Annotated in this window: 26 protein-coding genes; 10 read left to right on the forward strand and 16 right to left on the reverse strand. The window is 71.8% G+C overall.

Annotated elements, in window-relative coordinates:
- Nucleotides 1-285: 285 nt before the first annotated feature.
- On the reverse strand, nucleotides 286-957 hold the full coding sequence (locus IF47_RS0121190) for a DNA-3-methyladenine glycosylase (RefSeq protein ID WP_031510488.1): 672 nt from the start codon (nucleotides 955-957) through the stop codon (nucleotides 286-288).
- A 131-nt stretch (nucleotides 958-1,088) separates the two neighbouring features.
- On the opposite strand from IF47_RS0121190, the gene IF47_RS0121195 reads away from it, so the two are divergent.
- From IF47_RS0121195 to IF47_RS0121205, 3 genes are all read left to right on the forward strand, one after another.
- Nucleotides 1,089-1,871 carry a sporulation protein gene (locus tag IF47_RS0121195; protein WP_031510489.1) on the forward strand — a complete coding sequence of 261 codons (783 nt, stop codon included), beginning with the start codon at nucleotides 1,089-1,091 and terminating at the stop codon, nucleotides 1,869-1,871.
- Nucleotides 1,872-2,011: 140 nt separating this feature from the next.
- Nucleotides 2,012-2,551, forward strand: coding sequence for a YbhB/YbcL family Raf kinase inhibitor-like protein (locus tag IF47_RS0121200; protein WP_031510490.1), 540 nt, complete (start codon nucleotides 2,012-2,014; stop codon nucleotides 2,549-2,551).
- A gap of 383 nt (nucleotides 2,552-2,934) precedes the next feature.
- Nucleotides 2,935-3,456 (forward strand): HNH endonuclease, encoded by a 522-nt coding sequence (locus IF47_RS0121205; protein ID WP_031510491.1) that lies wholly within the window; start codon nucleotides 2,935-2,937, stop codon nucleotides 3,454-3,456.
- Between the two features lie 58 nt (nucleotides 3,457-3,514).
- Here the strand turns inward: IF47_RS0121205 and IF47_RS0121210 are convergent, their stop codons facing one another.
- The 4 genes from IF47_RS0121210 to IF47_RS0121225 all read right to left on the reverse strand — a co-directional run bounded on the left by IF47_RS0121210 (nucleotide 3,515) and on the right by IF47_RS0121225 (nucleotide 6,677).
- Complete coding sequence (locus IF47_RS0121210) at nucleotides 3,515-4,282, reverse strand: sulfite exporter TauE/SafE family protein (RefSeq protein WP_031510492.1); 768 nt, start codon at nucleotides 4,280-4,282, stop codon at nucleotides 3,515-3,517.
- Between the two features lie 129 nt (nucleotides 4,283-4,411).
- Nucleotides 4,412-5,362, reverse strand: coding sequence for an SPFH domain-containing protein (locus IF47_RS0121215; RefSeq protein ID WP_031510494.1), 951 nt, complete (start codon nucleotides 5,360-5,362; stop codon nucleotides 4,412-4,414).
- Nucleotides 5,363-5,441: 79 nt separating this feature from the next.
- Nucleotides 5,442-5,864 carry an NfeD family protein gene (locus IF47_RS0121220; protein ID WP_037733097.1) on the reverse strand — a complete coding sequence of 141 codons (423 nt, stop codon included), beginning with the start codon at nucleotides 5,862-5,864 and terminating at the stop codon, nucleotides 5,442-5,444.
- A 21-nt stretch (nucleotides 5,865-5,885) separates the two neighbouring features.
- Nucleotides 5,886-6,677 (reverse strand): ABC transporter ATP-binding protein, encoded by a 792-nt coding sequence (locus IF47_RS0121225; protein WP_031510496.1) that lies wholly within the window; start codon nucleotides 6,675-6,677, stop codon nucleotides 5,886-5,888.
- 108 nt (nucleotides 6,678-6,785) lie between these two features.
- Between IF47_RS0121225 and IF47_RS0121230 the strand changes: the two genes are divergently transcribed.
- Entirely contained in the window at nucleotides 6,786-7,568 is a 783-nt protein-coding gene (locus IF47_RS0121230) for a hypothetical protein (protein WP_031510497.1), read from the forward strand.
- Nucleotides 7,569-7,598: 30 nt separating this feature from the next.
- Here IF47_RS0121230 and IF47_RS0121235 read toward each other — a convergent pair whose 3' ends face one another.
- From IF47_RS0121235 to IF47_RS0121245, 3 genes are all read right to left on the reverse strand, one after another.
- A complete protein-coding gene (locus IF47_RS0121235; protein ID WP_051718022.1) occupies nucleotides 7,599-8,288 on the reverse strand; it encodes a response regulator in 690 nt (229 codons plus the stop codon).
- Nucleotides 8,281-9,438, reverse strand: coding sequence for a GAF domain-containing sensor histidine kinase (locus tag IF47_RS0121240; protein ID WP_031510499.1), 1,158 nt, complete (start codon nucleotides 9,436-9,438; stop codon nucleotides 8,281-8,283). The genes IF47_RS0121235 and IF47_RS0121240 overlap by 8 nt, the downstream gene beginning before the upstream one ends.
- Before the next feature lie 204 nt (nucleotides 9,439-9,642).
- On the reverse strand, nucleotides 9,643-12,192 hold the full coding sequence (locus tag IF47_RS0121245) for an ABC transporter ATP-binding protein/permease (RefSeq protein WP_031510500.1): 2,550 nt from the start codon (nucleotides 12,190-12,192) through the stop codon (nucleotides 9,643-9,645).
- Between the two features lie 369 nt (nucleotides 12,193-12,561).
- Between IF47_RS0121245 and serB the strand changes: the two genes are divergently transcribed.
- Complete coding sequence (serB, locus tag IF47_RS0121250) at nucleotides 12,562-13,797, forward strand: phosphoserine phosphatase SerB (protein WP_031510501.1); 1,236 nt, start codon at nucleotides 12,562-12,564, stop codon at nucleotides 13,795-13,797.
- Between the two features lie 53 nt (nucleotides 13,798-13,850).
- Here the strand turns inward: serB and IF47_RS0121255 are convergent, their stop codons facing one another.
- The 4 genes from IF47_RS0121255 to IF47_RS0121270 form a co-directional block, all read right to left on the reverse strand.
- Nucleotides 13,851-14,372, reverse strand: coding sequence for a SixA phosphatase family protein (locus IF47_RS0121255; protein ID WP_031510502.1), 522 nt, complete (start codon nucleotides 14,370-14,372; stop codon nucleotides 13,851-13,853).
- A gap of 120 nt (nucleotides 14,373-14,492) precedes the next feature.
- Nucleotides 14,493-14,690 (reverse strand): hypothetical protein, encoded by a 198-nt coding sequence (locus IF47_RS0121260; RefSeq protein ID WP_031510503.1) that lies wholly within the window; start codon nucleotides 14,688-14,690, stop codon nucleotides 14,493-14,495.
- 207 nt (nucleotides 14,691-14,897) lie between these two features.
- Complete coding sequence (locus tag IF47_RS31950) at nucleotides 14,898-15,014, reverse strand: SGM_5486 family transporter-associated protein (RefSeq protein ID WP_281179533.1); 117 nt, start codon at nucleotides 15,012-15,014, stop codon at nucleotides 14,898-14,900.
- 4 nt (nucleotides 15,015-15,018) lie between these two features.
- Entirely contained in the window at nucleotides 15,019-16,401 is a 1,383-nt protein-coding gene (locus IF47_RS0121270) for a CynX/NimT family MFS transporter (RefSeq protein ID WP_051718032.1), read from the reverse strand.
- A gap of 79 nt (nucleotides 16,402-16,480) precedes the next feature.
- Between IF47_RS0121270 and IF47_RS0121275 the strand changes: the two genes are divergently transcribed.
- Nucleotides 16,481-17,185 (forward strand): FadR/GntR family transcriptional regulator, encoded by a 705-nt coding sequence (locus tag IF47_RS0121275; protein WP_031510505.1) that lies wholly within the window; start codon nucleotides 16,481-16,483, stop codon nucleotides 17,183-17,185.
- Nucleotides 17,186-17,362: 177 nt separating this feature from the next.
- Nucleotides 17,363-17,710, forward strand: coding sequence for a hypothetical protein (locus IF47_RS0121280; RefSeq protein ID WP_031510506.1), 348 nt, complete (start codon nucleotides 17,363-17,365; stop codon nucleotides 17,708-17,710).
- A gap of 74 nt (nucleotides 17,711-17,784) precedes the next feature.
- Here the strand turns inward: IF47_RS0121280 and fabI are convergent, their stop codons facing one another.
- The 4 genes from fabI to IF47_RS0121300 all read right to left on the reverse strand — a co-directional run bounded on the left by fabI (nucleotide 17,785) and on the right by IF47_RS0121300 (nucleotide 20,418).
- Nucleotides 17,785-18,564: an enoyl-ACP reductase FabI gene (gene fabI, locus IF47_RS0121285; protein WP_031510507.1), complete on the reverse strand. Its 780-nt coding sequence runs from the start codon at nucleotides 18,562-18,564 to the stop codon at nucleotides 17,785-17,787.
- 5 nt (nucleotides 18,565-18,569) lie between these two features.
- Complete coding sequence (gene fabG, locus IF47_RS0121290) at nucleotides 18,570-19,274, reverse strand: 3-oxoacyl-[acyl-carrier-protein] reductase (RefSeq protein ID WP_031510508.1); 705 nt, start codon at nucleotides 19,272-19,274, stop codon at nucleotides 18,570-18,572.
- A 277-nt stretch (nucleotides 19,275-19,551) separates the two neighbouring features.
- On the reverse strand, nucleotides 19,552-19,734 hold the full coding sequence (locus IF47_RS0121295) for a hypothetical protein (RefSeq protein ID WP_031510509.1): 183 nt from the start codon (nucleotides 19,732-19,734) through the stop codon (nucleotides 19,552-19,554).
- 159 nt (nucleotides 19,735-19,893) lie between these two features.
- On the reverse strand, nucleotides 19,894-20,418 hold the full coding sequence (locus IF47_RS0121300) for a DUF1648 domain-containing protein (protein WP_031510510.1): 525 nt from the start codon (nucleotides 20,416-20,418) through the stop codon (nucleotides 19,894-19,896).
- A 133-nt stretch (nucleotides 20,419-20,551) separates the two neighbouring features.
- Between IF47_RS0121300 and IF47_RS0121305 the strand changes: the two genes are divergently transcribed.
- From IF47_RS0121305 to tyrS, 3 genes are all read left to right on the forward strand, one after another.
- On the forward strand, nucleotides 20,552-22,072 hold the full coding sequence (locus IF47_RS0121305; RefSeq protein WP_031510511.1) for a TldD/PmbA family protein: 1,521 nt from the start codon (nucleotides 20,552-20,554) through the stop codon (nucleotides 22,070-22,072).
- A complete protein-coding gene (locus tag IF47_RS0121310; RefSeq protein ID WP_031510512.1) occupies nucleotides 22,069-23,487 on the forward strand; it encodes a metallopeptidase TldD-related protein in 1,419 nt (472 codons plus the stop codon). The genes IF47_RS0121305 and IF47_RS0121310 overlap by 4 nt, the downstream gene beginning before the upstream one ends.
- Before the next feature lie 85 nt (nucleotides 23,488-23,572).
- On the forward strand, nucleotides 23,573-24,982 hold the full coding sequence (gene tyrS / locus IF47_RS0121315) for a tyrosine--tRNA ligase (RefSeq protein WP_031510513.1): 1,410 nt from the start codon (nucleotides 23,573-23,575) through the stop codon (nucleotides 24,980-24,982).
- The last annotated feature ends 70 nt before the right edge of the window (nucleotides 24,983-25,052 follow it).

The raw sequence follows: 25,052 nt of genomic DNA on the forward strand, positions 1-25,052 counted from the left end.
GTCTGGCGTTGACTTTTGGCACGCTGTTGAGTTCTCAAGGAACGGACGCTTCCTTCGACACCCCTCCTCGGGGCCCCTCCGGGCGCTTCCCTTCGCTGTGTTCACCACTTTAGCGGATCTTTCCGGCGGCTCATAATCGAGCCTTTCGGACTGGCTTTCCGCACAGCGGAAAGAGCCCCGTTCGGGGATCCGCAGTTTGGTGGTTGTCCGCTCCGGGCCTCTTCTCTCGTACGACCCTTCCGGTCGCCACGAGGAACTCGTCCCGTTCCAGCGGCTCGGTCAACACTAGACCTCGGACACCCTGGCGTCAAGCACCGTCTTCCGACGCCGCGGCTGGTGCGCTCTGTAGGGGCTCACCGAGGGGTCGTCGGCGATCCAGTAACGCCAGGGGTGGGTGGCTCCCTCACCGCCCACGCCCGTGCGTGGACCGGTGCGCACCAGGTGCGGCGGAGCCGGAGTGCCTGTGAGGACGCGGAGGGGAGCCCGTGGGTCGTCCCCGCAGACATCGGTGCCGTTCAGGGCGCGGTCCACTCCCAGGGCCGTTGCCAGACGGGCGGGGCCCTTGGCCAGTTCGCTGTCGTTGCGCGCCTTGGGGCGGCGCTTGCGCGCCGACTCCACGCCCTTCACCACCTCGCCCGCGCGCAGCAGCACACCGCTCGCGGTGCCCTCCTCGTCGCAGACGAGGTTGAGGCAGTGCCACATGCCGTAGGTGAAGTAGACGTACGCGTGGCCGGGCGGACCGAACATCACGGCGTTGCGCTCGGTGCGGCCTCGGTAGGCGTGCGATCCGGGATCGATCCGTCCCGCGTACGCCTCGACCTCGGTCAGACGCAGCTCGATGGGGCCGTCCTCGGTCATGCGGACCAGGACACGCCCGAGCAGGTCCGGGGCGACCTCCAGGACGGGGCGGTGGAAGAAGTCACGCGGCAGAGGCATACGGTCTTGGTCTGCGGTCACGCCCGTCGAGCGTAGTGCAGTCGCCGGGTTGTGACTTCGGGCGGCCCCGAGCGGTGGAACCGTCCGGCGGGCTGTCGGCGTTTACAGATTCCGACGCGACACACAGGCCCAGGGCCTGGGGGAGGAAGAACATGGGCTTCAAGAAGCTGTTCGCGAGCGTGGGCATCGGCGGCGCGTCCGTCGAGACGGTGTTGACCGAGCCGAACGTGGTGCCGGGCGGTGTGGTCCAGGGCGAGGTGAGGATCCAGGGCGGCTCGGTCGCCCAGGAGATCCAGGGGCTGTCGGTCGGCCTCCAGGCGAGAGTCGAGGTGGAGAGCGGCGAGGGGGAGCACGTCAGGGACGTCGAGTTCCACCGCATGCAGCTCGGCGGCGCCTTCGAACTCCAGCCGGGGGCCGTGCACACGGTGCCGTTCGGTCTGGAGGTGCCGTGGGAGACCCCGATCACCATGTTCGCGGGCCGCCACCTGACCGGGATGAACATCGGGGTGAGGACGGAGCTGGCGATCGCGAAGGCCGTCGACTCCGGCGATCTTGACCCGGTGAACGTCCACCCGCTCCCCGCCCAGCAGGCGATCCTCGACGCGTTCGCGGGCCTGGGCTTCCACTTCAAGAGCGCGGACATGGAGCAGGGGCACATCCGCGGGACGCGGCAGAAGCTGCCCTTCTACCAGGAGATCGAGTTCCTGGCCCCGCAGCAGTACCGCGGGCTCAACCAGGTCGAGTTGAGCTTCGTCGCGGACGAGCGCGAGATGGACGTCGTCCTGGAGATGGACAAGAAGCCCGGCCTGTTCAGCGAGGGCAGCGACACCTACCGCTCCTTCACCATGGACCTGACGAACTTCGGGCAGACGGACTGGACCGCCTACCTCAACCAGTGGCTGGCCGAGGTCGGTGGGAAGCGGAACTGGTTCTGACCCGTTCCGTCGATCGTTTCGCCGTGGCGGCGCGCATGCCCGACGCGCGCCGCCACGGCGTTTCCCGGGGTCCGGTCGGAGGGGCGAAGATCGATAGGCTGGTCGGTGCATCGATGTCGCGCTACCGAGGAGGTTCCGACGTGACCGAGCAGAAGCGGCGCCCACTCCCCCACGACTTCCATCCTCCGGTGCCGTCGTTCACGGTCGTCAGTGACGACGTGTCCGAGGGCGCCCGGCTGAAGCCCGACCAGGTCCACGCCGAGGGCAACACCTCTCCGCACCTGCGGTGGGAGGGGTTCCCCGAGGAGACGAAGAGCTTCGCCGTCACCTGCTTCGACCCGGACGCGCCGACCGGCAGCGGCTTCTGGCACTGGTCGGTGTTCGACATCCCGGCGACCGTGACGGAGCTGCCCGCCGGCGCCGGCACGGGCGAGATGAAGGGTCTGCCCGCCGGCGCGGTGCACGTGCGCAACGACTACGGCACCAGGGACTTCGGCGGGGCCGCGCCGCCGCCCGGAGACGGTCCGCACCGCTACGTCTTCACGGTGTACGCCGTGGACGCCGAGAAGCTGGGGGTGGACGCGGACGCGTCGCCCGCCGTGGTCGGTTTCAACCTGCGGTTCCACACCCTGGCCCGGGCTCAGTTGATCGGCGTGTACGAGGTGCCCGCGCAGGACTGACGTCACCGCCGTCCCATCGGCGGGAAAAGGCTTTGCGCCCCGTCGTCCCCGAGGGGCACAGTGGTCGCCGGGCAGCCGGCACCGCAGTGGCGGGGGCGGCGGGGCGCTCATCCGTCCGCGTCGCCCGCCGGAATCCGACGGAGTCGGACGACCGCGTCGGCTGCCCTTTGGGCGTTTCGGTCGCCTCCTCCGGGGACGTCCCGTCCTTCTCCTTCTCCTCCGGTCCGTGCCGTACACGGTCGTTTCCCATGATCGTCACCTGGTGGCAGGTCTGTGGGCATCTCCCGTACAACATGGGGAAATTGCGTTGTCCACCTCACGGTGCGACGGCACAGTGGTCCCACCTCGCCGCGGGGGCGGGGCCCGGTCCAGAGGTGGGTGAGATGCGCGAGACGCTGGTGCTCAACGCCGGTTTCGAGCCGCTGTCGACGGTGTCGCTGCGGCGTGCGGTGGTGTTGGTGATGCAGGACAAGGCCGTCGTCGAACAGTCGCACCCCGGGCTGCGGGTGCGGGCGGCACGGGTCGAATTGCCGGTGCCGCAAGTGATCAGACTCCGCAGATACGTACGGGTTCCGTTCCGACAACGGGCGTCGTGGTCGCGGCGCGGTGTGCTCGTGCGGGACCGGCACCGGTGCGCCTACTGCGGGCGTCGGGCGACCACGGTGGACCACATCGTGCCGCGTTCGCGCGGCGGGGGCGACACCTGGCTGAACACGGTCGCGGCGTGCGCGGAGGACAATCACCGCAAGGCGGACCGCACGCCCGCGCAGGCGGGGATGCGGCTGCTCACCCAGCCGTTCGAACCGACGCCGGCGGACGCGTTGGTCCTCGCTCTGGGGCTGCGGGACGGCGAGTCGCTGCCGGACTGGTTGACGGTGCCCGCGGCGGTGTCCGCGTCGGCCTGAGCCGGACTGAGTCGACCCTGACCGGACTGAGCGGGGCTGAGCGGCCGTTCCGGCGCGGTCAGCCCAGGGAGAGTTGGAGGATCGCCACCACGCCGACGACCACGATGACCGCGCGGAGGGCGGTGGGGGGCAGTCTGCGTCCCAGACGGGCGCCGAGTTGGCCGCCCACCGCCGAGCCGACGGCGATGAGGAGGACGGCGGTCCAGTCGAAGTCGGCGACGAAGAGGAAGAAGAGCGCGGCGGTGCCGTTGACGATCGCGCCGAGGACGTTCTTGACGGCGTTGATGCGCTGGAGGTCGTCGGGGACCAGCAGCCCCATCAGGGCGAGGTAGATGACGCCCTGGGCGGCGCCGAAGTAGCCGCCGTACGCGCTGGACAGGGTCATGCCGCCGAGGAGGACGGGGCCGCCGTGGGGATGGCCGGACTCCCCGGTGCGTTCGCGGCGCCGCTGGATCACGCGGGACAGGCGTGGCTGGGCGATGACGAGTACCAGGGCCAGTGCGATGAGCACCGGGACGATCATGTCGAACGCCGTGGACGGCAGCGTGATCAGCAGGGCCGCTCCGGCCAGTGCCCCGACGAAGGCCGCGCCGCTCAGCCGCAGGACGCGGTCGCGCTGTCCGCGCAGTTCGCGACGGTAGCCGATGGCGCCGCTGACGGAGCCGGGCACCAGGCCCAGGGCGTTGGAGACGTTCGCGGTGACCGGGGAGAGGCCGATCGCGAGGAGCACCGGGAAGGTGATCAGGGTTCCGGAGCCCACGATCGTGTTGATGGTGCCCGCGCCGATGCCGGCGGCGAAGACCGCCAGTGCCTCCCAGATGTCCACGTCCAACGCCCCTCGGCTGATCGGTGTCCAGGGCACCGATCATGCCCGAGGGGCGTTGTCGTCATGCGTCGGGGTGGTGTGCGGGATCCGCGCAGGAGGTGTGTCGGCCCGTCGCCGGGCCTCGGTCGGTCAGTCGATCGGGGGCTGCTCCCGGCGCTTGGTCAGGTCGGATCGGCCGGCGCCACCGTCCCCGGGGGCGGCGACGGCGCCGCCGAGGTTGCCGAACGCGCCGCCCAGCCCCTTGAGGGCGTCGCCGATCTCGCTGGGCACGATCCACAGCTTGTTGGCGTCGCCCTCGGCGATCTTGGGGAGCATCTGGAGGTACTGGTAGGCCAGCAGCTTCTGGTCCGGGTCGCCGGCGTGGATGGACTCGAAGACCGTGCGGATCGCCTGGGCCTCGCCCTCGGCGCGCAGCGCGGCGGCCTTGGCCTCGCCCTCGGCGCGCAGGATCGCGGACTGCTTCTCGCCCTCGGCGGTGAGGATCTGGGACTGCCGGACGCCCTCGGCCTGGAGGATCGCGGCGCGCTTGTCGCGGTCGGCGCGCATCTGCTTCTCCATGGAGTCCTGGATGGAGGTCGGCGGCTCGATCGCCTTGAGCTCGACGCGGTTGACGCGGATGCCCCACTTGCCGGTGGCCTCGTCCAGGACGCCGCGCAGCGCGGCGTTGATCTCCTCGCGGGAGGTCAGGGTGCGCTCCAGGTCCATGCCGCCGATGATGTTGCGCAGCGTGGTGACGGTGAGCTGTTCGATGGCCTGGATGTAGCTGGCGACCTCGTACGTCGCGGCCCGCGCGTCGGTGACCTGGTAGTAGATCACCGTGTCGATGTTCACCACCAGGTTGTCCTGGGTGATCACCGGTTGCGGCGGGAAGGGGACGACCTGCTCACGGAGGTCGATGCGGTTGCGGATGGTGTCGATGAACGGGACGACGATGTTGAGGCCCGCGTTCAGCGTCCGTGTGTAACGGCCGAAGCGCTCCACGATCGCGGCGCTGGCCTGCGGAATGACCTGGATCGTCTTGATGAGTGCGATGAATACCAGCACCACCAGGATGATCAGCACGATGATGATGGCGTCCATCGTGGCTCCCCCTGCGTTCTATGGATTTCACGCTGACTGCGATGACGGGATGACGGTGTGACCGTGCGGTTACCCGCTATCACATCACGACGGCGGTCGCCCCGTCGATCTCCACCACGTCCACCTGAGTGCCCGGCTCGTAGGTCGCGCCCGTGTCGAGGGCACGCGCGGACCAGACCTCGCCGGCGAGCTTGATCCGTCCCCCGTTGGCGTCCACCTTCTCGAGGACCGTCGCCTGACGCCCCGTCAGGGCGTCGACACCGCTCCGCAGTTCCGGACGCTGGGTCTGCATGCGTCTGGCGATGGGGCGGACGACCAGGATCAGCGCGGTGGAGACCACCGCGAAGACGGCCACCTGCGCCACTGCTCCCCCGCCCAGCCCCGCGACGACCGCCCCCGCGATGGCGCCCACCGCGAGCATGCCGAATTCGGGCAGGGCGGTCAGCACGAGGGGGATTCCGAGCCCTACGGCGGCGATCAGCCACCACACCCATGCGTCCACACCGCCATGGTAGGGCGCGGGTCACCCGAGCGGGAGACCCTGAGCCGTCCAGCGTCCGCCGTTGTGCTCCACGATCAGGGGGAGCCCGAAACAGCGCGAGAGGTTGGCGGAGGTCAGCTCGGTTTCGACCGGTCCGGCGGTCAGCACCTTTCCCTGACGGATCATCAGCACGTGGGTGAAGCCCGGGGGGATCTCCTCGACGTGGTGGGTCACCATGATCATCGAGGGGGCGTACGGGTCCCGGGCGAGTCGGCCCAGCCGGCGCACCAGGTCCTCGCGACCGCCGAGGTCGAGCCCCGCGGCGGGCTCGTCCAGCAGGAGCAGTTCGGGGTCGGTCATCATCGCGCGGGCGATCTGGGTGCGCTTGCGCTCGCCCTCGGAGAGGGTGCCGAACTTGCGGTCGAGGTGGGTGTTCATCCCGAGGCGGTCGAGGAAGGCGAGGGCGCGCTGCTCGTCGACGGGGTCGTAGTGCTCGTGCCACCCGGCGGTCATGCCGTAGGCGGCGGTGAGGACCGTCTGGAGCACGGTCTGGCCGCGCGGCAGCTTCTCGGCGAGCGCGCTGCTCGTCATGCCGATGCGGGGGCGCAGTTCGAAGACGTCGACCTTGCCGAGCCTCTCGCCCAGGATGGTGGCGGTGCCGGAGGACGGGTAGAGGTAACTGGACGCGATGTTGAGAAGGGTGGTCTTGCCGGCTCCGTTGGGACCGAGGATCACCCAGCGCTCGCCCTCCTTGACGGACCAGGAGACGTCTTCCACCAGAGCCCGACCCTCGCGGACCACGGATACGTCCACCAGCTCCAGTACATCGCTCATGGCGCGTTGTCTCCCATTGCAGTCGCTGCTGTCGTCTGTGCCTGTGGGCACAGTCCCCAGGGAAAACCTACGCCACGAGCGCCGCGTCGCTGTCCTTAGGCTGGGGGCATGCTCGACGAACCACGTTCCGGGCGGCTGACCGCCTGGGGAAATGCCCTGTTCGCCGGAGTGGTCCCTCCGGACGACGCCGCGTCGCGCGTCGTGGGCGGCGACACCGTCCACCGGGTGGCCGACCTGCCGGGCGAGTCCGGGGAGGTCGGCCTCACCTTCGCGCTCGGCCGACTGCGCTCCCTGGGCGTGCGGGGGCTGCGGTTGGCGCTGCCCGTGCCGGGGCACCCGCTGGGGCTGAGCGGACCGCCGGAGTTCAACGCCCGGGCCCTGGACGCCGGTGAGGCGGTGGTCGCCGTGGGCGCGGCGCTGGGGCTGGTGCCGGAGGTGACCGAGGTCGGTCCGGAGGGGGACGTGCACTCCGAGGTGGTGTGGCGCTGTCTGCCGGTGCGCGAGGCGCCGCCCGCGGACGTGCCGTCGCTGGGCGAGGCCGAGCGGGAGTTGGCGGAGGCGATGCGCGAGGCGACCGAGGCGCTGACGCGGCTGGACGTGGCCGGGTCCGGGCCGGTGGCGAGCGCGGCACTGGAGGCGTACCGGGCGCGGGCGGAGGCGGGTCGCCGGCTGCTGGCGCCGGGCTACCCGCCGCGCGCGGTGCGGGTCCTGGAGTTGGCGCAGCGGGTGGGCGCCCTGGTGGACATCGCGTACGGGCCGGAGCACGGCGGCGCGGTGAGCGCGGGGGCGATGGCGGCGCGGGCCGGGGTGCTGCGGCCGGTGGAGCGGACGGCTCGGCGGGCGAGGGTCGCGGCGTACAACGCGTACGTGGAGGAGCGCGAGCGGCGCTGAGCCGGCCTCCCGACGCGCGGTCGTCCGGTGTCAGCCGGTCACGCCGTGCCTGACCGCCCACAGCGCGGCCTGGGTGCGGTCGGCGAGGTCCAGCTTCATCAGGATGTTGGACACGTGCGTCTTGACGGTCTTCTCGGAGAGCACCAGGTGCCGTGCGATCTCCCGGTTCGAGCGTCCGTCGGCGATCAGCGCGAGCACCTCCCTCTCCCGTTCGGTCAGGGCGGCGCCGCGGCCCGGTCCGCCGCCGGTCTCCTCCTGGGCGAGCAGGGCCTGGGCGACCTCCGGCTGCAGCAGGACGTGTCCGGCGTGGACGGAGCGGATGGCCGCGGCCAGCGCGTCGGGGTCGATGTCCTTGTAGACGTAGCCGGCGGCGCCGGCGCGCAGGGCGGGGACGACGGTGCGCCGCTCGGTGAAGCTGGTGACGACCAGCACCCGTGCGGGGTTCCGCGCCTCGCGCAGCGTGCGCAGCGCCTCGATGCCTCCGGTGCCGGGCATCTTCACGTCCATGAGGACGACGTCGGGCCGCAGTTCCTCGGCGCGTGCCACGCCCTCGGCGCCGTCGGCGGCCTCGCCGACCACCTCGATGTCGTCCTGGACCTCCAGGAACGTGCGCAGGCCCCGGCGGACGACCTGGTGGTCGTCCACCAGCAGGACTCTGATCGCTCCGGTGGTCCCTTCGGTCGTCTCTCCGGCGATCTCTCCGGTACGCCCGTCAGCCACCGGGCACCTCCATCTCGACCACGGTGCCCTTGCCGGGCTCCGACTCCACCGTCAGGGTTCCGCCGACCCCGTTCGCCCGGTCGCGCATCGACACCAGGCCCAGGCGACGGCCGGCGCGGCGCACCGTGGCGGGGTCGAACCCGCGGCCGTCGTCGGTCACCCGCAGCACGGTGGCGGCGCCGCGGCGGGCGAGGGTCACCGTGACGCGCTCCGCCCCGGAGTGCCGCAGGGCGTTGTGCAGTGCCTCCTGCGCCACTCTCAGCATCGCCTCCTCCTGGGCGGCGGGCAGCGCCCGCACCCCCTCGCAGTCGAAGGTGACGGACGCGCCGTGCGCCCTGTCCAGGACCTGTACCTGGGTGCGCAGGGCGGCGACGAGACCGTCCTCGTCGAGGGCGGCGGGACGCAGTTCGACGACGGCGGCCCGCAGTTCGTCGGCGGCCTCGGCGGCCAGCCTCGCCACCTGGCGCAGCTCCTCCTTGGCGCGGCCGGGGTCGCGGTCGACCAGGGCGGTGGCGGCCTGGACGGTGAGCCGCAGGGAGAACAGCTTCTGCGAGACGGCGTCGTGCAGTTCGTGGGCGATGCGGGCGCGTTCCCCGGCGATGGTCAGTTCGCGGCTGCGTTCGTAGAGCCGGGCGTTGGTGAGGGCTATGGCGGCGTGTTCGGCGAGGAGGCGGAGCAGCTCCTCGTCCTCCTCGGTGAAGCCGCAGCCGCCCTCCGGGCGCTCGCACCGCCCGTCGGCGGGGCCGCGCTTGTTGGCGAGGAAGAGCGCGCCGAGCACCTCCTCGCCGTCGGCGATCGGCATGCCGAGGAAGTCGGCCAGTTCCGGGTGGGCGTCGGGCCAGCCCTCGAAACGCGGGTCCCGGCGGACGTCGGCGAGCCGCTGCGGGGAGGCGTCGCGCAGCATCGCGGCGAGGATGCCGTGCTGGCGGGGCAGCGGACCGATCGCCTTCCACTGCTCGTCGTCGACCCCGTCCACCACGAACTGCGCGAAGCCCCCGTGGTCGTCGGGGACGCCGAGCGCGGCGTACTCGGCGCCGAGGAGTTCGCGGGCGGAGGCGACGATCGTCCGAAGGACGTCGCGCACCTCCAGCCGGCGGTTCATGGCGAGCAGGGCGGCGCTGACGGCCGCCAGCCCGGTTCTGGGGACCATGCCGCCCACGGTACCGCCGGGGCGCGCGGGCCGGATCGGCCCGCCGTCCCCTCCGCGCCGGGCGCGGGTCGTAGGACCGCGGTCGTGGAACCCGCCGGACGCGTGCACACCGCGAGGGCGGCACCCCCCGAACCGGGGTGCCGCCCTCGCGGTGTGCACGGTGTGCGGTCGTCCGGGCTCGGCTGTCCGGGCCCGGACCCTTGGTCACTTCCGCATGACCTCCGGCTCGTGGCGGCGCAGCAGACGGGCCACGGCGATGCCGCAGACGACGCCGAGCGCGAGCAGGATCGCCATGTCCATCGCCCACACGCCGGCGCTGTGCTCCCACAGCGGATCGAGGTTGGTGGGGTCCTCCCGGTCCCAGGGGGCCATGGTGTGCGACAGGTCGGCGGTGGCGCCCAGTACGCCCATCGCCCAGCGCGCGGGCATCAGCCAGGCGACCTGCTCGATGCCGGGCGAGTCGAAGATCTGGAAGAGCACGCCGGTGAAGACCAACTGGACGATCGCGAAGCCCACCAGCAGGGGCATGGTCATCTCGGAGGTCTTCACCAGCGAGGAGATCACCAGGCCGACCATCATCGAGGTGAGGCCGAACGCGATGATCCCGACACACAGCTCGACGGCCGTGGGCAGGAACAGGCCCTCGTCGGGCAGTTCGCGCACCGAGAGGCCGATGGCGCACAGGATCACGCCCTGGAAGGCGGTGATCACCCCCAGGACGATCACCTTGGACATCAGGTACGCGGATCTCGACAGGCCGGTCGCCCGTTCGCGCTCGTAGATCACACGTTCCTTGACCAGTTCGCGTACGGAGTTGGCCGCGCCGGACAGGCACATGCCGACCGCGAGGATCATCAGGATCGCGCCCGCGAGTTGGTTGTAGCCCTCGGGGGGGCGTGTGAGTCCGTGTTCGTTGGGCACCACGGCGCTGACCACGCCCAGGATCACCGGCAGGATCACCATCAGCGCCAGGAAGCCCTTGTCGGACGCGATGACCGACGTGTAGCGCCGGGTCAGCGTCCACAGTTGCGAGCCCCAGCTCTGCGGTTTGGGCTGCCTGACGGGTGGCGGGGCGAACTGCTGCGTCTGCGGCGCGGCCGCGTCGATCTCGGCCGCGTAGAGCTGGTAGTGCCGGGAGCCGCGCCAGCGGCCCATCCAGTCGTAGTCGCGGTAGTTCTCGAAGGCGGAGAAGACGTCCGCCCAGCTCTCGTAGCCGAAGAAGTTGAGGGCCTCCTCCGGCGGGCCGAAGTAGGCCACGCCGCCCCCCGGGGCCATCACCAGGACCCTGTCGCACAGGGCGAGCTCGGCCACCGAGTGGGTGACCACCAGCACGGTGCGGCCGTCGTTGGCGAGTTCGCGCAGCAGCTTCATCACGTCGCGGTCCATGCCCGGGTCGAGGCCGGAGGTCGGCTCGTCCAGGAAGATCAGCGACGGCTTGGTGAGCAGTTCCAGCGCGACCGAGACGCGCTTGCGCTGGCCGCCGGAGAGGGAGGTGATCTTCTTGTCGGCGTGGATGTCGAGCTTGAGCTCGGCCAGCACCTCCTCGATCCGCGCGTTGCGCTCGGCCTCCGCTACGTCGCCGGGGAAGCGCAGCTTGGCGGCGTAGCGCAGGGCGGTGCGGATGGTCAGTTCCTTGTGGAGGATGTCGTCCTGCGGGACCAGGGCGATGCGCTGGCGCAGCTCGGCGAACTGCTTGTAGAGGTTCCGGTTGTCGTAGAGGACCTCGCCGATGTCGGCCGGTCGGTAACCGGTGAGCGCGCGCAGCAGCGTGGACTTGCCGGAGCCGGACGGGCCGATGACCGCGACCAGGGACTTCTCCGGAACACCGAAGGTGACGTCGTTGAGGATCACCTTGCCGCCGTCGACCTTGACCGTCAGGTGGCGGGCGGAGAAGGTGACCTCGCCGGTGTCGACGAACTCCTCGAGTCGGTCGCCGACGACGCGGAAGGTCGAGTGGCCGATGCCGACGATGTCGTCGGGGCCGATGAACGCCGAGCCCGACTTGGGCAGCGGCTGACCGTTGACGTAGGTGCCGTTGTGACTGCCGAGGTCGCGGATCTCGAAGCGGCCGTCGGGGGTGGACCGGAATTCCGCGTGGTGCCGGGACACCTGGAGGTCGGAGACGACCAGTTCGTTCTCCAGCGCGCGACCGATCCGCATCACACGGCCCAGCGAGAACTGGTGGAACGTGGTCGGGCTGCGGTGGTCGCCGTGGAGGGGCGCGCCGCCCTGCGGTGGGACGCCGCCCTGGGCGGGTCGCGGCGCGTACTGCTGCGGCACGGGCTGCTGGGGCGCGGGCTGCTGGGGCGCCCCCTGCCGCGGGGTCTGCTGCTGCCCACCCCAGGCGGGGTCGCCATGGAGGGGCGGGCCCGCCGGCTGCTGCTGTGCGGGCGCCTGGGGCGCGGCCATCGCGGCCTGGGCGTGGTGGGCGCCGGCGGGGGCGCCCGCGGCCGGGTCGGAGAAGTTCAGCCGCGGTCCGTCGACGGCGTTGCCCAGGTGGACGGCCGAGCCCGCGCCGAGCTCCAGTCGCTGGACGCGCCGGCCCTGTGCGTACGTGCCGTTGGTGCTGCCCTGGTCCTCGATGACCCAGGTGTTTCCCCCCCAGCGCAGCACGGCGTGTCGCCAGGAGACCCTGGCGTCGTCGACCACGATGTCGCCCTGGGGATCGCGCCCCAGGGCGTAGGACCTGGACGGGTCGAGCGCCCAGGTCCGTCCGTTCAGTTCCAGTACGAGTTCCGGCACTCCATGCCCCACAAAGTTGTCCCCCGAGCTCCCCCCTGTGCGCCAGGAGGTCTAGGGATGGCGAACATCGTGGAGGAACTATTCCAGGCTCCCGCGCCCGACAGAAAGTCGCCCCCGGCGGATGGTTGCCGAACCGCTACGGTCCGCGTCGTCGCCGGGTCGTCGCCGGTGGGGGGAATCCCCGGGGAAACGGGTACCGGTGGCGGTGGCCCCCACGCACGTCCGCACCGACCGTGGGGACCGGCACGAACGACGTGCGTCCGCGCGCGCCGTCGGCCCGGACGCCACACGCGGACGGGCCGATCGGGGGCCTCCGCGGGCTGTCCGGGGTACGGACGTGCGTACGGAACCGCATCGGTGCTCGATACCGTGGGGATCATCATGAGCGCTTCGCAGACCCCGTCGCCCGTCTCCGCCCCCGTCGGCGAGGGCACGCCCACTCTCCTGGTGAAGATCTTCGGCAAGGACCGGCCCGGCATCACCGCGGGCCTCTTCGAGACCCTGGCCGCCTACTCGGTCGACGTCGTCGACATCGAACAGGTCGTCACCCGGGGTCGGATCACCCTGTGCGCCCTGGTCACGACGCCGAACGGAAGCGGCGCCGAGGGAAGGCTGCGGGCGACGGTGCACACCTGGGCGGAGTCGATGCGGCTCCAGGCCGAGATCATCTCCGGCAGGGGCGACAACCGGCCGCGCGGCACCGGCCGCTCGCACGTCACCGTGCTGGGCAACCCGCTGACCGCCGAGGCGACCGCCTCCGTCACCGCCCGGATAACCGGTGTCGGCGGCAACATCGACCGGATCTTCCGGTTGGCGAAGTACCCGGTCACGGCCGTGGAGTTCGCCGTCTCGGGGGCGAAGACCGAGGAGTTGCGGACCGCGCTGGCCCCCCAGTCGGCGGTCTTGGGCGTGGACATCGCCGTCGTCGCCTCCGGGCTGCACCGCCGCGCGCAGCGCCTGGTGGTGATGGACGTGGACTCCACGCTCATCCAGGACGAGGTGATCGAACTGTTCGCGGCGCACGCGGGCTGCGAGGAGGAGGTCGCCGAGGTGACGGCCGCGGCGATGCGCGGCGAGTTGGACTTCGAGCAGTCGCTGCACGCGCGGGTGGCGCTGCTGGAGGGGCTGGACGAGTCGGTGGTCGACAAGGTGCGCTCCGAGGTCCGGCTCACGCCGGGCGCCCGTACCCTCATCCGCACCCTCAAGCGCCTGGGCTACCAGGTGGGGGTGGTCTCGGGTGGGTTCACGCAGGTCACCGACGACCTCAAAGAGCGTCTGGGGTTGGACTTCGCCTCGGCCAACACCCTGGAGATCGTCGACGGCCGGTTGACCGGCCGGGTCGTCGGGGAGGTCGTGGACCGGGCGGGCAAGGCGAGGCTGCTGCGCCGCTTCGCGGCCGAGGCCGGGGTTCCGCTGGCCCAGACCGTGGCGATCGGCGACGGCGCCAACGACCTGGACATGCTCAACACCGCGGGGCTGGGGGTGGCGTTCAACGCCAAGCCGATGGTGCGGGAGGCGGCGCACACCGCGGTGAACGTGCCGTTCCTGGACACCGTGCTGTACCTGCTGGGCATCACGCGCGAGGAGGTCGAGGCGGCCGACGCCGCCCATGCGTGAGCGCCTCGGTCACGGGCGCCGCGCCCGCCCGGGGCGCGGCGCCCGTGGGCACGTCACTCGTGCGGCGCCCAGTGGGCCTCCAGACGGCCGACCCCGTGCTCGACGGACTTCCAGGAGCCGGTGAAGGAGACCACCGCTATGGCGGAGGTCGGGAAGCCGATGCGGTCCAGGCGCGTCCTGGCGTCCCCCTCGGCCTCGCCCGCCAGGGCGTCGGCCAGCGCGTGCATGCCGGGGTTGTGGCCGACGAGCATCAGGTCCCGGACGTCGTCCGACACCTCGTTGATCACCTCGATCAACTGCCCGAGCACGGCCTCGTAGAGCCGCTCCTCGTACACCGTCCTCGGTCGCCGCGGCAGTTCGTGGGCGACCAGCTTCCACGTTTCGCGGGTGCGGTCGGCGGTGGAGCAGAGGGTGAGTTCGGGGACGATGCCGCTCGCGGCGAGCCAGCGGCCCGCGACCGGGGCGTCCTTGCGACCTCGCTCCGCGAGCGGCCTGTCGTGATCGGCCACCTGGGGCGGCCAGTCGGCTTTGGCGTGTCGGAGGATGACGATCCTGCGGGGCACATCGACGCTCATGGGTCCAGCTTCGCACGAATGGCGGCGCGGGGCGCGGGGAGTTGAGGGCCCTCCCCCACCGGGTGACCTCCTGGTCACCGGTGCCCGTGAAATTCCCCGCGGTCCGTCCTCGCGGCGCCGTCACAGGAGTCGTTCGAGGTACTCCAGCAGCCGGACGAGGTACTGCGGCGGCTCGGCCGCCTCGGCCTCGCCACCGCCGGTCAGGGTCAGCAGCACGACGAAGGCGACCACGGGCAGTGTCACGGCCCACCACGGCAGCCGCGTCGCCACGCGGGCCGCCTGTCGGCGTTCGGTCCTGCCGGGTGCGTGGGCCGTCATCGGGCTCGCCTCCGTGGTGTCGTGCGGCGCTCGGTCGTTCGTCCAAGACGCTACGTGCCGTGGGACGGCGGGCCCATCCGGTGATCCACCCATTGCCCCCTGAGCCGCACCCCCTAGGGGATGCGGGGGGAAACCCCACCACGCTCCGGTGCCGTCGACGTGCCGGCCGGGGCCCCGTGGGAGGGGGCACGGGTCCGTCGTGGGCCGCTACGGGGCGATGGCGATCGCGATGACGGCGATGACGACCGTCACGCCGAGCATCGCGCCGAGGACGGTGAGCAGCTTCTTCTGTCCGTTGGGGGGATTGGGTTCCAGCACTGGCATGCGTTCAGTGTCGCATCCGGAGCTCGTCCTCGACGCATCGGTCCCGGCCCGCCACCAGGCCCGCGCAGAGCTGGGCGACCATCAGGACCGCCATCAGGGCCAGGGGCGCGTGCCACCCCCCGGTGTGCTGGTGGAGGGTGCCGACCAACAGCGGGCCGGGGATGGAGATCAGGTAGCCGGTGCCCTGTGCGAAGGCGGAGAGCCCGGCGACCCCGGAGCCGGTGCGCGCCCGCATGCCGATCAGGGTGAGGACCAGAGGGAAGGCGCAGTTGGAGATGCCCAGCAGCAGCGTCCAGGCCCAGGCGCCCTCCGCCGGAGCGAACCAGAGGCCGGCGTATCCGCCGAGCCCGCACACGGCCAGGCCGGCGGCGAGCGGCCCCTGGTGGCGCAGTCGCGCGGCGATCCGCGGCAGGGCGAAGGACAGGGGTATGCCCAGGCCCATGGTGACCGCGAGCAGCAGCCCGGCGGTGGAGGCGGGGACTCCGGCGTCGCGGAAGATCTGCGGGAGCCAGCCCATGGTGATGTAGGCCGCCGTGGCCTGGAAGCCGAAGAAGACGCCGAGCGCCCAGGCGGTGGGCGAACGGGTGATGCGGAGGGAGGACGTCCGACCGGCCGTGCCCGAGCCGTCCGCCGCCGAGCCGTCCGCCGCCACGCCGCCGGTGCTCGGGGCCTCGGCGGCGCGGTCGGTCGCGGCGGTGGTCGAAGCGGCGCTCGGGGCGGGCTCGGCGGCGCGGAGGCCCCGCACGACCGGCAGCCAGACCACCGCCGCGAGCGCGGCCGGCAGCGCCGACAACCCCAGGCCCAGCCGCCAGTCGTCGCCCATCGCCCGGGCCGCCGGGACGGTGAGGGCCGCGGCGGCGGCCGTGCCCAGGGAGAGGGCCATGGAGTACAGGCCGGTCATCGGGCCGATCCGGTCCGGGAACCACCGCTTGACCACCACGGGCATCAGCACGTTGCTCACCGCGATGCCCGCCAGCGCCACCACGCTGGCGGCCAGGAACGTTCCGGTGCCGCCCGCGAGGGGGCGCAGCGCCAGACCGGCGGTGACGGCGGCCATCCCGGCGAGCACCACGGCGGCCGGGCCGAAGCGGCGGGCCAGGCGGGGGGCGGCGCTGCCGAAGACGGCGAAGCACAGGGCGGGCGCGGAGGTGAGCAGCCCGGCGACGGTGCCGCTCATCCCCAACCCGTCGCGGACCTCTTCCAGGAGGGGTCCGAGTCCGGTGATGGCGGGACGGAGGTTGAGCGCCGCCAGGACGATCCCGACGACCAGCAGCCGCCTCGGCCAGGGAGAGGTGCGCGTACCCGCCCGCGCGGCGGAGCGGGTCTCTACGCTGGTCGGAGTCCTTCCGTCCGCTCGGTGGTCGACGGTCGCGGGGTCGTGGGCCATGACCACCATCATAGAATCATCGGATGAATCGAGGCCTTTTCATGCGCACGTCCACGCGCCCGCCCTCCCGGGAAGTGCCATGCCCCTGACCTCGCCCCGACGCTCCGCCCTGGCCGACCAGGTGATCGACGCCCTGCGCGACCAGATCACCTCCGGCGAGTGGCCGGTGGGCTCCCGCATCCCCACCGAACCCGAGCTGGTCGAACAGCTCGGAGTGGCCCGCAACACCGTGCGGGAGGCCGTCCGGGCCCTCGCCCACAACGGACTGCTGGACATCCGCCAGGGGTCGGGCACCTACGTGGCGGCCACCAGCGAACTGGCCGGGGTGATGCACCGCCGCTTCGCCGACGCCGATCCGCGCGACGTGGCCGAACTGCGCTCGGCGCTGGAGGCGGAGGCCGCCCGACTGGCCGCGCACCGCCGCACCGACCAGGACCTGCGCCAACTGCGGACCCTGTTGGAGCGGCGCGAGGCGGCCTGGGAGACGGGCGAGGTGGAACGCTTCGCGGAGGCCGACGTCACGCTGCACCTGGCGATCGTCCGGGCCTCCCACAACGAGGTGCTCACCGCGCTCTACGCGGACCTCGGCACCGTCCTGCGCACCTTCCTCCGCGACGACATGGGCGGGGAGCTGCGTTCCGAGGAGTACCTGGACCACGGCCGGCTGGTGGACGCCATCCGCGACGGCGACGCGGAGGCGGCGGCGCGGGAGGCCGGCTCGTACGCACGGACCTGCCGCGGCCCCCGGAGCCGTGGCGGGGAGCGCGCCGCGGGCCCCGACTGAGCGTGGGCCGGGCCCGAGGCGGGAGCGGGCCCGCGGAACGGCCGGAGGAGCGGCCGGAAGGACGGGCCGCCGATCGGATGCCCGGACGCGCGCGAGTGGCGGACGCGGGGGTTTGCCCGGGTTCGGCGGGTGGGACGGCCGCTGCTGCCCTGCCCGCCTCGCGAGAGGAGAACCCGTATGCCCCCCGCCCAGCCCCGGCGGCCCGCCGCCGCGGCGGCCGGAACGGCGGTCGCGCTCCTGGTCTGCGCCTCGTCCGTCGCCGCCCCGGCCCAGGCCCAGCCCACCCGGCCGTACGGAACCGTCGTCAGCACCGACGGGATCTACCAGCGCCAGTTCCCCAGCACCGACTCCTCGTCCCGAGGGCTTCTCCCCTACCGGGAACAGGCCGGGCTGAGGTGCAAGGTCCGCGCCCAGGACATCGACGGGAACACCGTCTGGTACCTGTTGCGCGACCGCCCCACCTGGGTGGCGGCCCGCTACGTCGCCAACACCGGCACCGTGCCCTACTGCAAGGACGTGATGTGACGCCCGTCGGGGCGTGAACCGCTTCCGGGGGCGGTAGACCGCCCCCGGAAGTCACGGCGTGCCGGCGCGGGGCCTCACGCGCCCATCATGTGGACGCCGCCGTCCACGTGCACGATCTCGCCCGTCGTCTTCGGGAACCAGTCCGAGAGCAGGGCGACCACACCGCGCGCGGCGGGCTCGGGGTCGGTGAGGTCCCAGCCGATCGGGGCGCGGGAGTCCCACACGTCCGTCAGCTCCTCGAAGCCCGGAATGGACCTGGCGGCCATGGACTTGATCGGCCCGGCCGACACCAGGTTGCAGCGGATGTTCCTGGGCCCCAGATCCCGGGCCAGGTAGCGGGAGGTGGACTCCAGGGCGGCCTTGGCCACGCCCATCCAGTCGTACTTGGGCCAGGCCATCTGCGCGTCGAAGTCCATGCCGACCACCGAGCCGCCGCGCTTCTCCAGCAACGGCAGCACCGCCATGGTCAGGGACTTCAGCGAGTACGCCGATACCTCCACCGCCGTGGCGACCGACTCCCACTCGGTGTTGAGGAAGTTGCCGCCGAGCGCGTCCTGCGGCGCGAAACCGATGGAGTGCACCACGCCGTCCAGCCCGACGCCCTCGCCGAGGTGCTCGGCGACCCGGTCGGCCAGGGTGTCGAGGTGCTCCTTGTTCTGCACGTCCAGCTCGATCACCGGCGCCTCCTTGGGGAGCCGCTTGGCGATCCGCTGCACCAGCGTCAGCCGGCCGAAGCCGGTGAGGACGACCTCGGCGCCCTCCTCCTGGGCGAGCCTGGCGACGTGGAAGGCGATCGAGGAGTCGGTGATCACCCCCGTGACGAGGATGCGCTTTCCGGCGAGAAGTCCACTCATGACGTTCAGTGACCCATACCCAATCCGCCGTCCACGGGAATGACGGCTCCGGTGATGTACGCGGCCTCCTCCGAGGCCAGGAAACGCACCGAGGAGGCGATCTCCTCGGGCCGGGCGTAACGGCCCAGCGGGACCTGACCGACGATCTTCTCGCGCTGCTCGTCGGTGAGCGCGCGTGTCATGTCGGTGTCCACGAAGCCCGGCGCGACCACGTTGCACGTGATGTCGCGGGAGCCCAGTTCCCGGGCAATCGAGCGGGCGAATCCCACCAGTCCGGCCTTGGAGGCGGCGTAGTTGGCCTGCCCCGCCGAGCCCAGCAGGCCGACCACGGAGGAGATCAGCACGATGCGCCCCTTGCGGGCGCGGAGCATGCCCCGGCAGGCGCGCTTGACGACCCGGAACGTGCCCGTGAGGTTGGTCTCCAGTACGGAGGTGAAGTCCTCCTCGGACATGCGCAGCAGCAACTGGTCGCGGTTGACGCCGGCGTTGGCGACCAGCACCTCGACCGGACCCTGCCGCTCCTCGATCTCCTTGTAGGCCTGCTCCACCTGTTCCGGGTCGGTGATGTCGCACCTGACCGCGAGGAAGCCCTCCGGTGGCTCGCCGGAGCGGTAGGTGACGGCGACCTTGTCGCCTGCGTCGGCGAAAGCACGGGCGATGGCGAGGCCAATGCCGCGGTTGCCTCCGGTGACGAGAACCGAGCGGCTCAAGGGGACACCCTTCCGTAGGGATCAGGTACTCCCTGAGAAACTATCGCCCGTCCCGTCTCTCCGGGGAACGGGGGGCCGACAGGGGCTTCGACGGGGTGCTGTGGGGTTCCTACAGAAAAGCCCGCGCGAGCGCCGGTCGCGGCACGGGTGTACGGCCCCCTGCTCGGGATTCGCACGGCCGCCCGCCGTTCCCTCCCGCCACGCCGAAGCGCCCGGGGCGGCGGGACGGGACGTCCCTCGCCGCCCCCGGGCGGGGCCGGGGGCGGCGGACGCCGGTCTACTCGCCGGTCTCCTCGCCTTCCCCCTCGTCACCGGGGCGGCTCTCCCGCTTCGGCGACCGGGTCCGGGCGTCCTCGCCCGTGTCCTCGGCGCGCTGTTCCCGTTCCTTCTTCCTCGCACGGGACCGCACCATCTCGGACGGGTCGTGGTCCGTGCCGTAGGGGCCGGAGTAGTCGCTCATGTCCGTGCCTCCTTCGCGTCGGGCCTGTGCACGGCGGCCGACCCGGCCGTGAGTACCCCGGTGCCGCCCGGAAACACACCGGTGCTCCCGGCTCACTCCGCCGGCCCCGCCCGTCCGCCTCGCCCCGCCGTCCTCACCCGTCGCCCTCACCGGCCGTCCTCACCGGGCCCGTTCCCTCCGGTCCCGGACGGCCGCGACGAGGACGGGGACCATGCCCACGACGATCGGGGCGAGGACGGCGGCGGACAGCCAGGCGGACACGTCCGGTTCCGGTTCGGTGCGCCACATCACCGCGCAGGCCACGGCGATCGACACTCCGACGCAGAAGCCGAGCAGGAGCGTGGCCTTGGCCGTCCGCAGCGCCGAGGCACGGGTGGAGGGCCGGTTGACCAGGGAGAACGTCCGCTCGTGGGGGGTGAGCTCGTTGGTGGGGCGCATGCGCAGCAGCGCCGCCACGACGGCGGCCATCAGCGCGGTGATCCCGGCGTGGAGGAAGACGGGGAGGAAGACCGCGCCGACGGACTTCTCCGTCCACGCGTCGACGCCGTCCGGCCCCATGTGCTGCGGCACCCTCTCCGGCAGGTGCGGATAGACCCCGACGCCCCAGGCCGTCAGCACCACCAGGAGGACCAGGGACGGCAGCAGCCAGGGCCAGGGGAAGGCCCTCCGGTTCTCGTCTTCCATCGTGCCCCTCCCGTGTGTTCCCGATGTTCCCCACAGGGTAGGCAGGGCCGCGGGATCGCCTGTGGAAAACGCGCCACGCCCTGTCGCCGGGGCATGGTTGACTGCGATCACGCATCGACAAGGAGGAGCGTCCGTGGTGCACGAGATCGATGAGTCCTTCCTCGCGCTGCCGCTGCGCGCGTTGGCCGACGCGGCGCTCGCCCGAGCCCGGGAGCTGGGGGTCGAGCACGCGGACTTCCGTCTGGAACGGATCCGCGGCGCCTCGTGGCGGCTGCGGGACGCACGGCCGGCCGGGTCCTCGGACGTCACCGACGCCGGGTTCGCGGTCCGGGTGGTGCACGGCGGGGCGTGGGGGTTCGCCTCCGGGGTGGACTTGACGCCCGAGGCCGCGGCCCGGGTCGCGGAGCAGGCCGTGGAGATGGCGCGGCTGTCGGCGAAGGTGCTCGAGGCGGCCGGGGCCGACGAACGGGTGGAGTTGGCGGACGAGCCGGTGCACGGCGAGCGGACGTGGGTCTCGTCGTACGAGATCAACCCGTTCGACGTGCCGGACGCGGAGAAGACGGGGCTGCTGACGGAGTGGAGCCGCCGGCTGCTGGCCGCCGACGGGGTGTCGCACGTGGACGCCTCGCTGCTGACCGTCCAGGAGAACAAGTTCTACGCGGACACCGCCGGCACCGTCACCACCCAGCAGCGGGTGCGGCTGCACCCGGAGCTGACGGCCGTGTCGGTCGCCGACTCCGGCGAGTTCGACTCGATGCGCACCCTGGCGCCCCCGGTCGGACGGGGCTGGGAGTACCTGACGGGCACCGGCTGGGACTGGGCGGGCGAGCTGGAGCGCATCCCGGAGCTGCTGGCGGAGAAGATGCGCGCGCCGAGCGTCGAGCCGGGGAACTACGACCTGGTGATCGACCCGTCCAACCTGTGGCTGACCATCCACGAGTCCATCGGTCACGCCACCGAACTGGACCGGGCCCTGGGGTACGAGGCGGCGTACGCGGGCACCTCCTTCGCCACCTTCGACAAGCTGGGCACGCTGAGGTACGGCTCGCCGGTCATGAACGTCACCGGCGACCGCACCGCCGAGCACGGGCTGGCGACGATCGGCTACGACGACGAGGGCGTGGCGGCCCAGTCCTGGGACCTGGTCAAGGACGGCGTCCTGGTCGGCTACCAGCTCGACCGGCGGATCGCGAAGCTGACCGGGCTGGGCCGCTCCAACGGCTGCGCCTACGCCGACTCCCCCTCCCACGTTCCCGTGCAGCGCATGGCGAACGTCTCGCTCCGACCGGCTCCGGACGGGCCGGACACCGAGGAGCTGATCTCGCGGGTGGAGCGGGGCATCTACGTGGTCGGGGATCGCTCGTGGTCCATCGACATGCAGCGCTACAACTTCCAGTTCACCGGGCAGCGCTTCTTCCGGATCGAGAACGGACGGCTCGCCGGGCAACTGCGCGACGTGGCCTACCAGGCGACCACCACCGACTTCTGGGGCTCGATGGAGGCCGTCGGCGGGCCGCAGACGTACGTACTCGGTGGCGCGTTCAACTGCGGCAAGGCCCAGCCGGGCCAGGTCGCCGCCGTCTCGCACGGCTGTCCCTCCGCGCTCTTCCGCGGCGTCAACATCCTCAACACCGCCCAGGAGGCAGGTCGATGACCGCTTTTCCAGCATTTTCGGCTTCTCCCGCCCCTCATGAGGTCGTCGAGCGCGCGTTGGAGCTGTCGCGGGCCGACGGCTGTGTGGTGATCGCCGACGAGGAGTCCACCGCCAACCTGCGGTGGGCGGGCAACGCCCTGACGACCAACGGCGTCACCCGCGGCCGTACCCTCACCGTCATCGCCACCGTCGACGGTTCCGAGGGGACGGCGTCGGGGGTGGTCTCCCGTTCGGCCGTCACCGACGCGGACATCGAGCCGCTGGTGCGGGCGGCGGAGGAGGCTGCGCGGAGTGCCGGTCCCGCCGAGGACGCCCGGCCTCTGGTGGAGGGCGTGCCCGCCTCCTCCGACTTCACCGAGGCTCCGGCCGAGACCTCCTCGTCGGTCTTCGCCGCCTTCGCCCCGGCACTGGGCGAGGCCTTCGCGCGGGCCCGTGCGGAGGGCCGCGAGCTGTACGGCTTCGCCAACCACCACATGGTCTCCACCTACCTGGGCACCTCCACCGGGCTGCGGCTCCGCCACGACCAGCCCACCGGCACGCTGGAGGTCAACGCCAAGTCCCCGGACCGCGCCCGGTCGGCGTGGGCGGGGCGGGCGACCCGCGACTTCCGGGACGTCGACCCGCGGGCGCTGGACGCCGAGCTGGCGCAGCGACTGGAGTGGGCCAAGCGTCAGGTGGAGCTGCCGGCGGGGCGCTACGAGACGCTGCTGCCGCCGAGCGCCGTGGCGGACCTGCTGATCTACCAGATGTGGTCGTCCACCGGACGCGACGCCGCCGAGGGACGCACGGTGTTCAGCAGGCCGGGCGGTGGCACGCGGGTCGGCGAGCGGCTGTCGGAGCTGCCGTTGACGCTGCGCAGCGACCCGAACGCGCCCGGCCTGGAGGCGGCGCCGTTCGTGATCGCGCACTCCTCCGGCGACGACGCCTCGGTCTTCGACAACGGACTGCCGCTGGAGGCCACCGACTGGATGCGCGACGGCGAGCTGCGGCGCCTGCTGACCACCCGGCACTCGGCGGGGCTGACGGGCCTGCCGGTGGCGCCGGGGATCGACAACCTGATCCTGGAGGCGGGCGGCACCGCCTCGCTGGAGGAGATGGTCGCCGCCAGTGGTCACTCCGGCCCGGCCCTGCTGCTGACCTGTCTGTGGTACATCCGCGAGGTCGATCCGGCGACGCTGCTGCTGACCGGGTTGACCCGGGACGGTGTCTACCTGGTGGAGAACGGCGAGGTCACGGGCTCGGTGAACAACTTCCGGTTCAACGAGTCGCCGGTCGACCTGCTGTCGAGGGCCACCGAGGCCGGCCGCAGCGAGCGCACGCTGCCACGCGAGTGGTCGGACTGGTTCACCCGAGCGGCGATGCCCCCGCTGCGCGTGCCGGACTTCAACATGAGCTCCGTCAGCCGGGGAGTGTGAGCGGCATAGACTCTTACCGACACCCTTACCGATACCGCCGACGACCACGGCGGGCATCCATCCGACTCGACCACCGGGAAAGAACGTGACACGCCTCGGCGACTCCGTGCAGCGTGCCGGCGATCTGCTGGCACAGGACCTCTCCTCCGACGAGACCGTCGAGCGACTGCTCGCCGAGACGGGCGCGCGCCGTTATCTGGACCTGACGGACCTGTCCGCGAAGGAGCAGGCCGAGCTGATCGCCGGTCGGGCGGTGGACGTCCTGCCGTCGGCGGAGAAGCTGGCCGAGGAGATCGACGCCGCGCGGGAGGCCGGCCGCGGGCTCCACGTCAAGCTGGGCATCGACCCGACGGCGGCCGACGTGCACCTGGGCCACACGGTCCCGATGATCGTCCTGAGCCGCTTCCAGCGGATGGGGCACGACGTCACGCTGATCATCGGCGACATCACCGCCAGGATCGGCGACCCCTCGGGGCGCTCCTCGGAGCGTCCGCCGCTGACGGACGAGGACATCGCGCGCAACCTGGCGGGCTACCGGGACCAGGTGAAGCCGTTCTTCGACTTCGACAAGGTCCGTTTCCGACACAACAGCGAGTGGCTGGCCGACATCGCCCTGCCGCGGCTGATCGGCATTCTCTCCCAGGTTCCGGCCTCGTCGCTGCTCCAGCGCGAGGACTTCCGCAACCGGCTGGCGGCCGGACACGGGCTGACGATGTCGGAGCTGATCTACCCGGTGGCGATGGCCATCGACTCCGCGGAGATCGACGCCGACATCGAGCTGGGCGGCGTGGACCAGTTGCTGAACATGCAGATGGGCCGGAAGGTGATGGAGATCTACGGCAAGAAGCCGCAGATGATCGTCACCATGCCGCTGATCGAGGGCACCGACGGCTCGGGCGCGAAGATGTCCAAGTCCAAGGGCAACTACATCGCGCTGAACGCGACCGCCGACGACGTCTTCGGCAAGATCATGTCGATTCCGGACCGTCTGATGGTGCCGTACCTGCGGGCCTGGACGGAGTGGACGGACGCCGAGATCGACCTGGTCACCGCGCGTCTGGAGGAGGGGACGCTGCACCCGATGGACCTGAAGAGGGTCCTGGCCGGTGAGGTCGTCGCCGCGATCCACGGCGTCGAGGCGGCGATGGCGGCCCGGGCGGGCTTCACCGCGCAGTTCTCGAAGAAGTCCTTCACCGACGTCGGGAGTCTGCCGGTGGTGGACGCCGCCGAGCACGGCGAGAAGGGCGTCGCGACCATCCTGGCGACCGTGCTGGAGTTCACCCCGAGCGCCTCGGCCGCCCGCCGCGTCGCCAAGCAGAACGGGCTGCGGCTGATCGTCGAGACCGAGGGGGGCCAGGAGGCGATCGTGCTGCCCGAGGCGGACGCCCTGCGTCCACTGGCGGAGGTCGTCCCGGAGAAGCTGGCCCAGGCCGGGGTCTCCGGCGCCGTCTACCTCAAGGCGGGGCGCAAGGTCGCCGAGGTCCGGGGGCTCTGACCCGGCCCGCGGAAGCGGCCGGAACAGGCGAGAACGAGAAGGGGCCGTTCACAGGCGAAGGGGCCGGCGC

This window comes from Streptomyces megasporus, assembly GCF_000718985.1.
Taxonomy (GTDB): Bacteria; Actinomycetota; Actinomycetes; order Streptomycetales; family Streptomycetaceae; genus Streptomyces; species Streptomyces megasporus.

Excerpts from the sequence above, each read along its gene's own strand:
- IF47_RS0121195 (WP_031510489.1), top strand. The coding sequence starts at position 1,089 with ATGGGCTTCAAGAAGCTGTTCGCGAGCGTGGGCATCGGCGGCGCGTCC.
- IF47_RS0121205 (WP_031510491.1), top strand. The coding sequence starts at position 2,935 with ATGCGCGAGACGCTGGTGCTCAACGCCGGTTTCGAGCCGCTGTCGACG.
- IF47_RS0121215 (WP_031510494.1), bottom strand. The coding sequence starts at position 5,362 with ATGGACGCCATCATCATCGTGCTGATCATCCTGGTGGTGCTGGTATTC.
- IF47_RS0121225 (WP_031510496.1), bottom strand. The coding sequence starts at position 6,677 with ATGAGCGATGTACTGGAGCTGGTGGACGTATCCGTGGTCCGCGAGGGT.
- IF47_RS0121230 (WP_031510497.1), top strand. The coding sequence starts at position 6,786 with ATGCTCGACGAACCACGTTCCGGGCGGCTGACCGCCTGGGGAAATGCC.
- IF47_RS0121240 (WP_031510499.1), bottom strand. The coding sequence starts at position 9,438 with ATGGTCCCCAGAACCGGGCTGGCGGCCGTCAGCGCCGCCCTGCTCGCC.
- serB (WP_031510501.1), top strand. The coding sequence starts at position 12,562 with ATGAGCGCTTCGCAGACCCCGTCGCCCGTCTCCGCCCCCGTCGGCGAG.
- IF47_RS0121255 (WP_031510502.1), bottom strand. The coding sequence starts at position 14,372 with ATGAGCGTCGATGTGCCCCGCAGGATCGTCATCCTCCGACACGCCAAA.
- IF47_RS0121260 (WP_031510503.1), bottom strand. The coding sequence starts at position 14,690 with ATGACGGCCCACGCACCCGGCAGGACCGAACGCCGACAGGCGGCCCGC.
- IF47_RS31950 (WP_281179533.1), bottom strand. The coding sequence starts at position 15,014 with ATGCCAGTGCTGGAACCCAATCCCCCCAACGGACAGAAGAAGCTGCTC.
- IF47_RS0121270 (WP_051718032.1), bottom strand. The coding sequence starts at position 16,401 with ATGGCCCACGACCCCGCGACCGTCGACCACCGAGCGGACGGAAGGACT.
- IF47_RS0121275 (WP_031510505.1), top strand. The coding sequence starts at position 16,481 with ATGCCCCTGACCTCGCCCCGACGCTCCGCCCTGGCCGACCAGGTGATC.
- IF47_RS0121280 (WP_031510506.1), top strand. The coding sequence starts at position 17,363 with ATGCCCCCCGCCCAGCCCCGGCGGCCCGCCGCCGCGGCGGCCGGAACG.
- fabI (WP_031510507.1), bottom strand. The coding sequence starts at position 18,564 with ATGAGTGGACTTCTCGCCGGAAAGCGCATCCTCGTCACGGGGGTGATC.
- IF47_RS0121295 (WP_031510509.1), bottom strand. The coding sequence starts at position 19,734 with ATGAGCGACTACTCCGGCCCCTACGGCACGGACCACGACCCGTCCGAG.
- IF47_RS0121300 (WP_031510510.1), bottom strand. The coding sequence starts at position 20,418 with ATGGAAGACGAGAACCGGAGGGCCTTCCCCTGGCCCTGGCTGCTGCCG.
- IF47_RS0121310 (WP_031510512.1), top strand. The coding sequence starts at position 22,069 with ATGACCGCTTTTCCAGCATTTTCGGCTTCTCCCGCCCCTCATGAGGTC.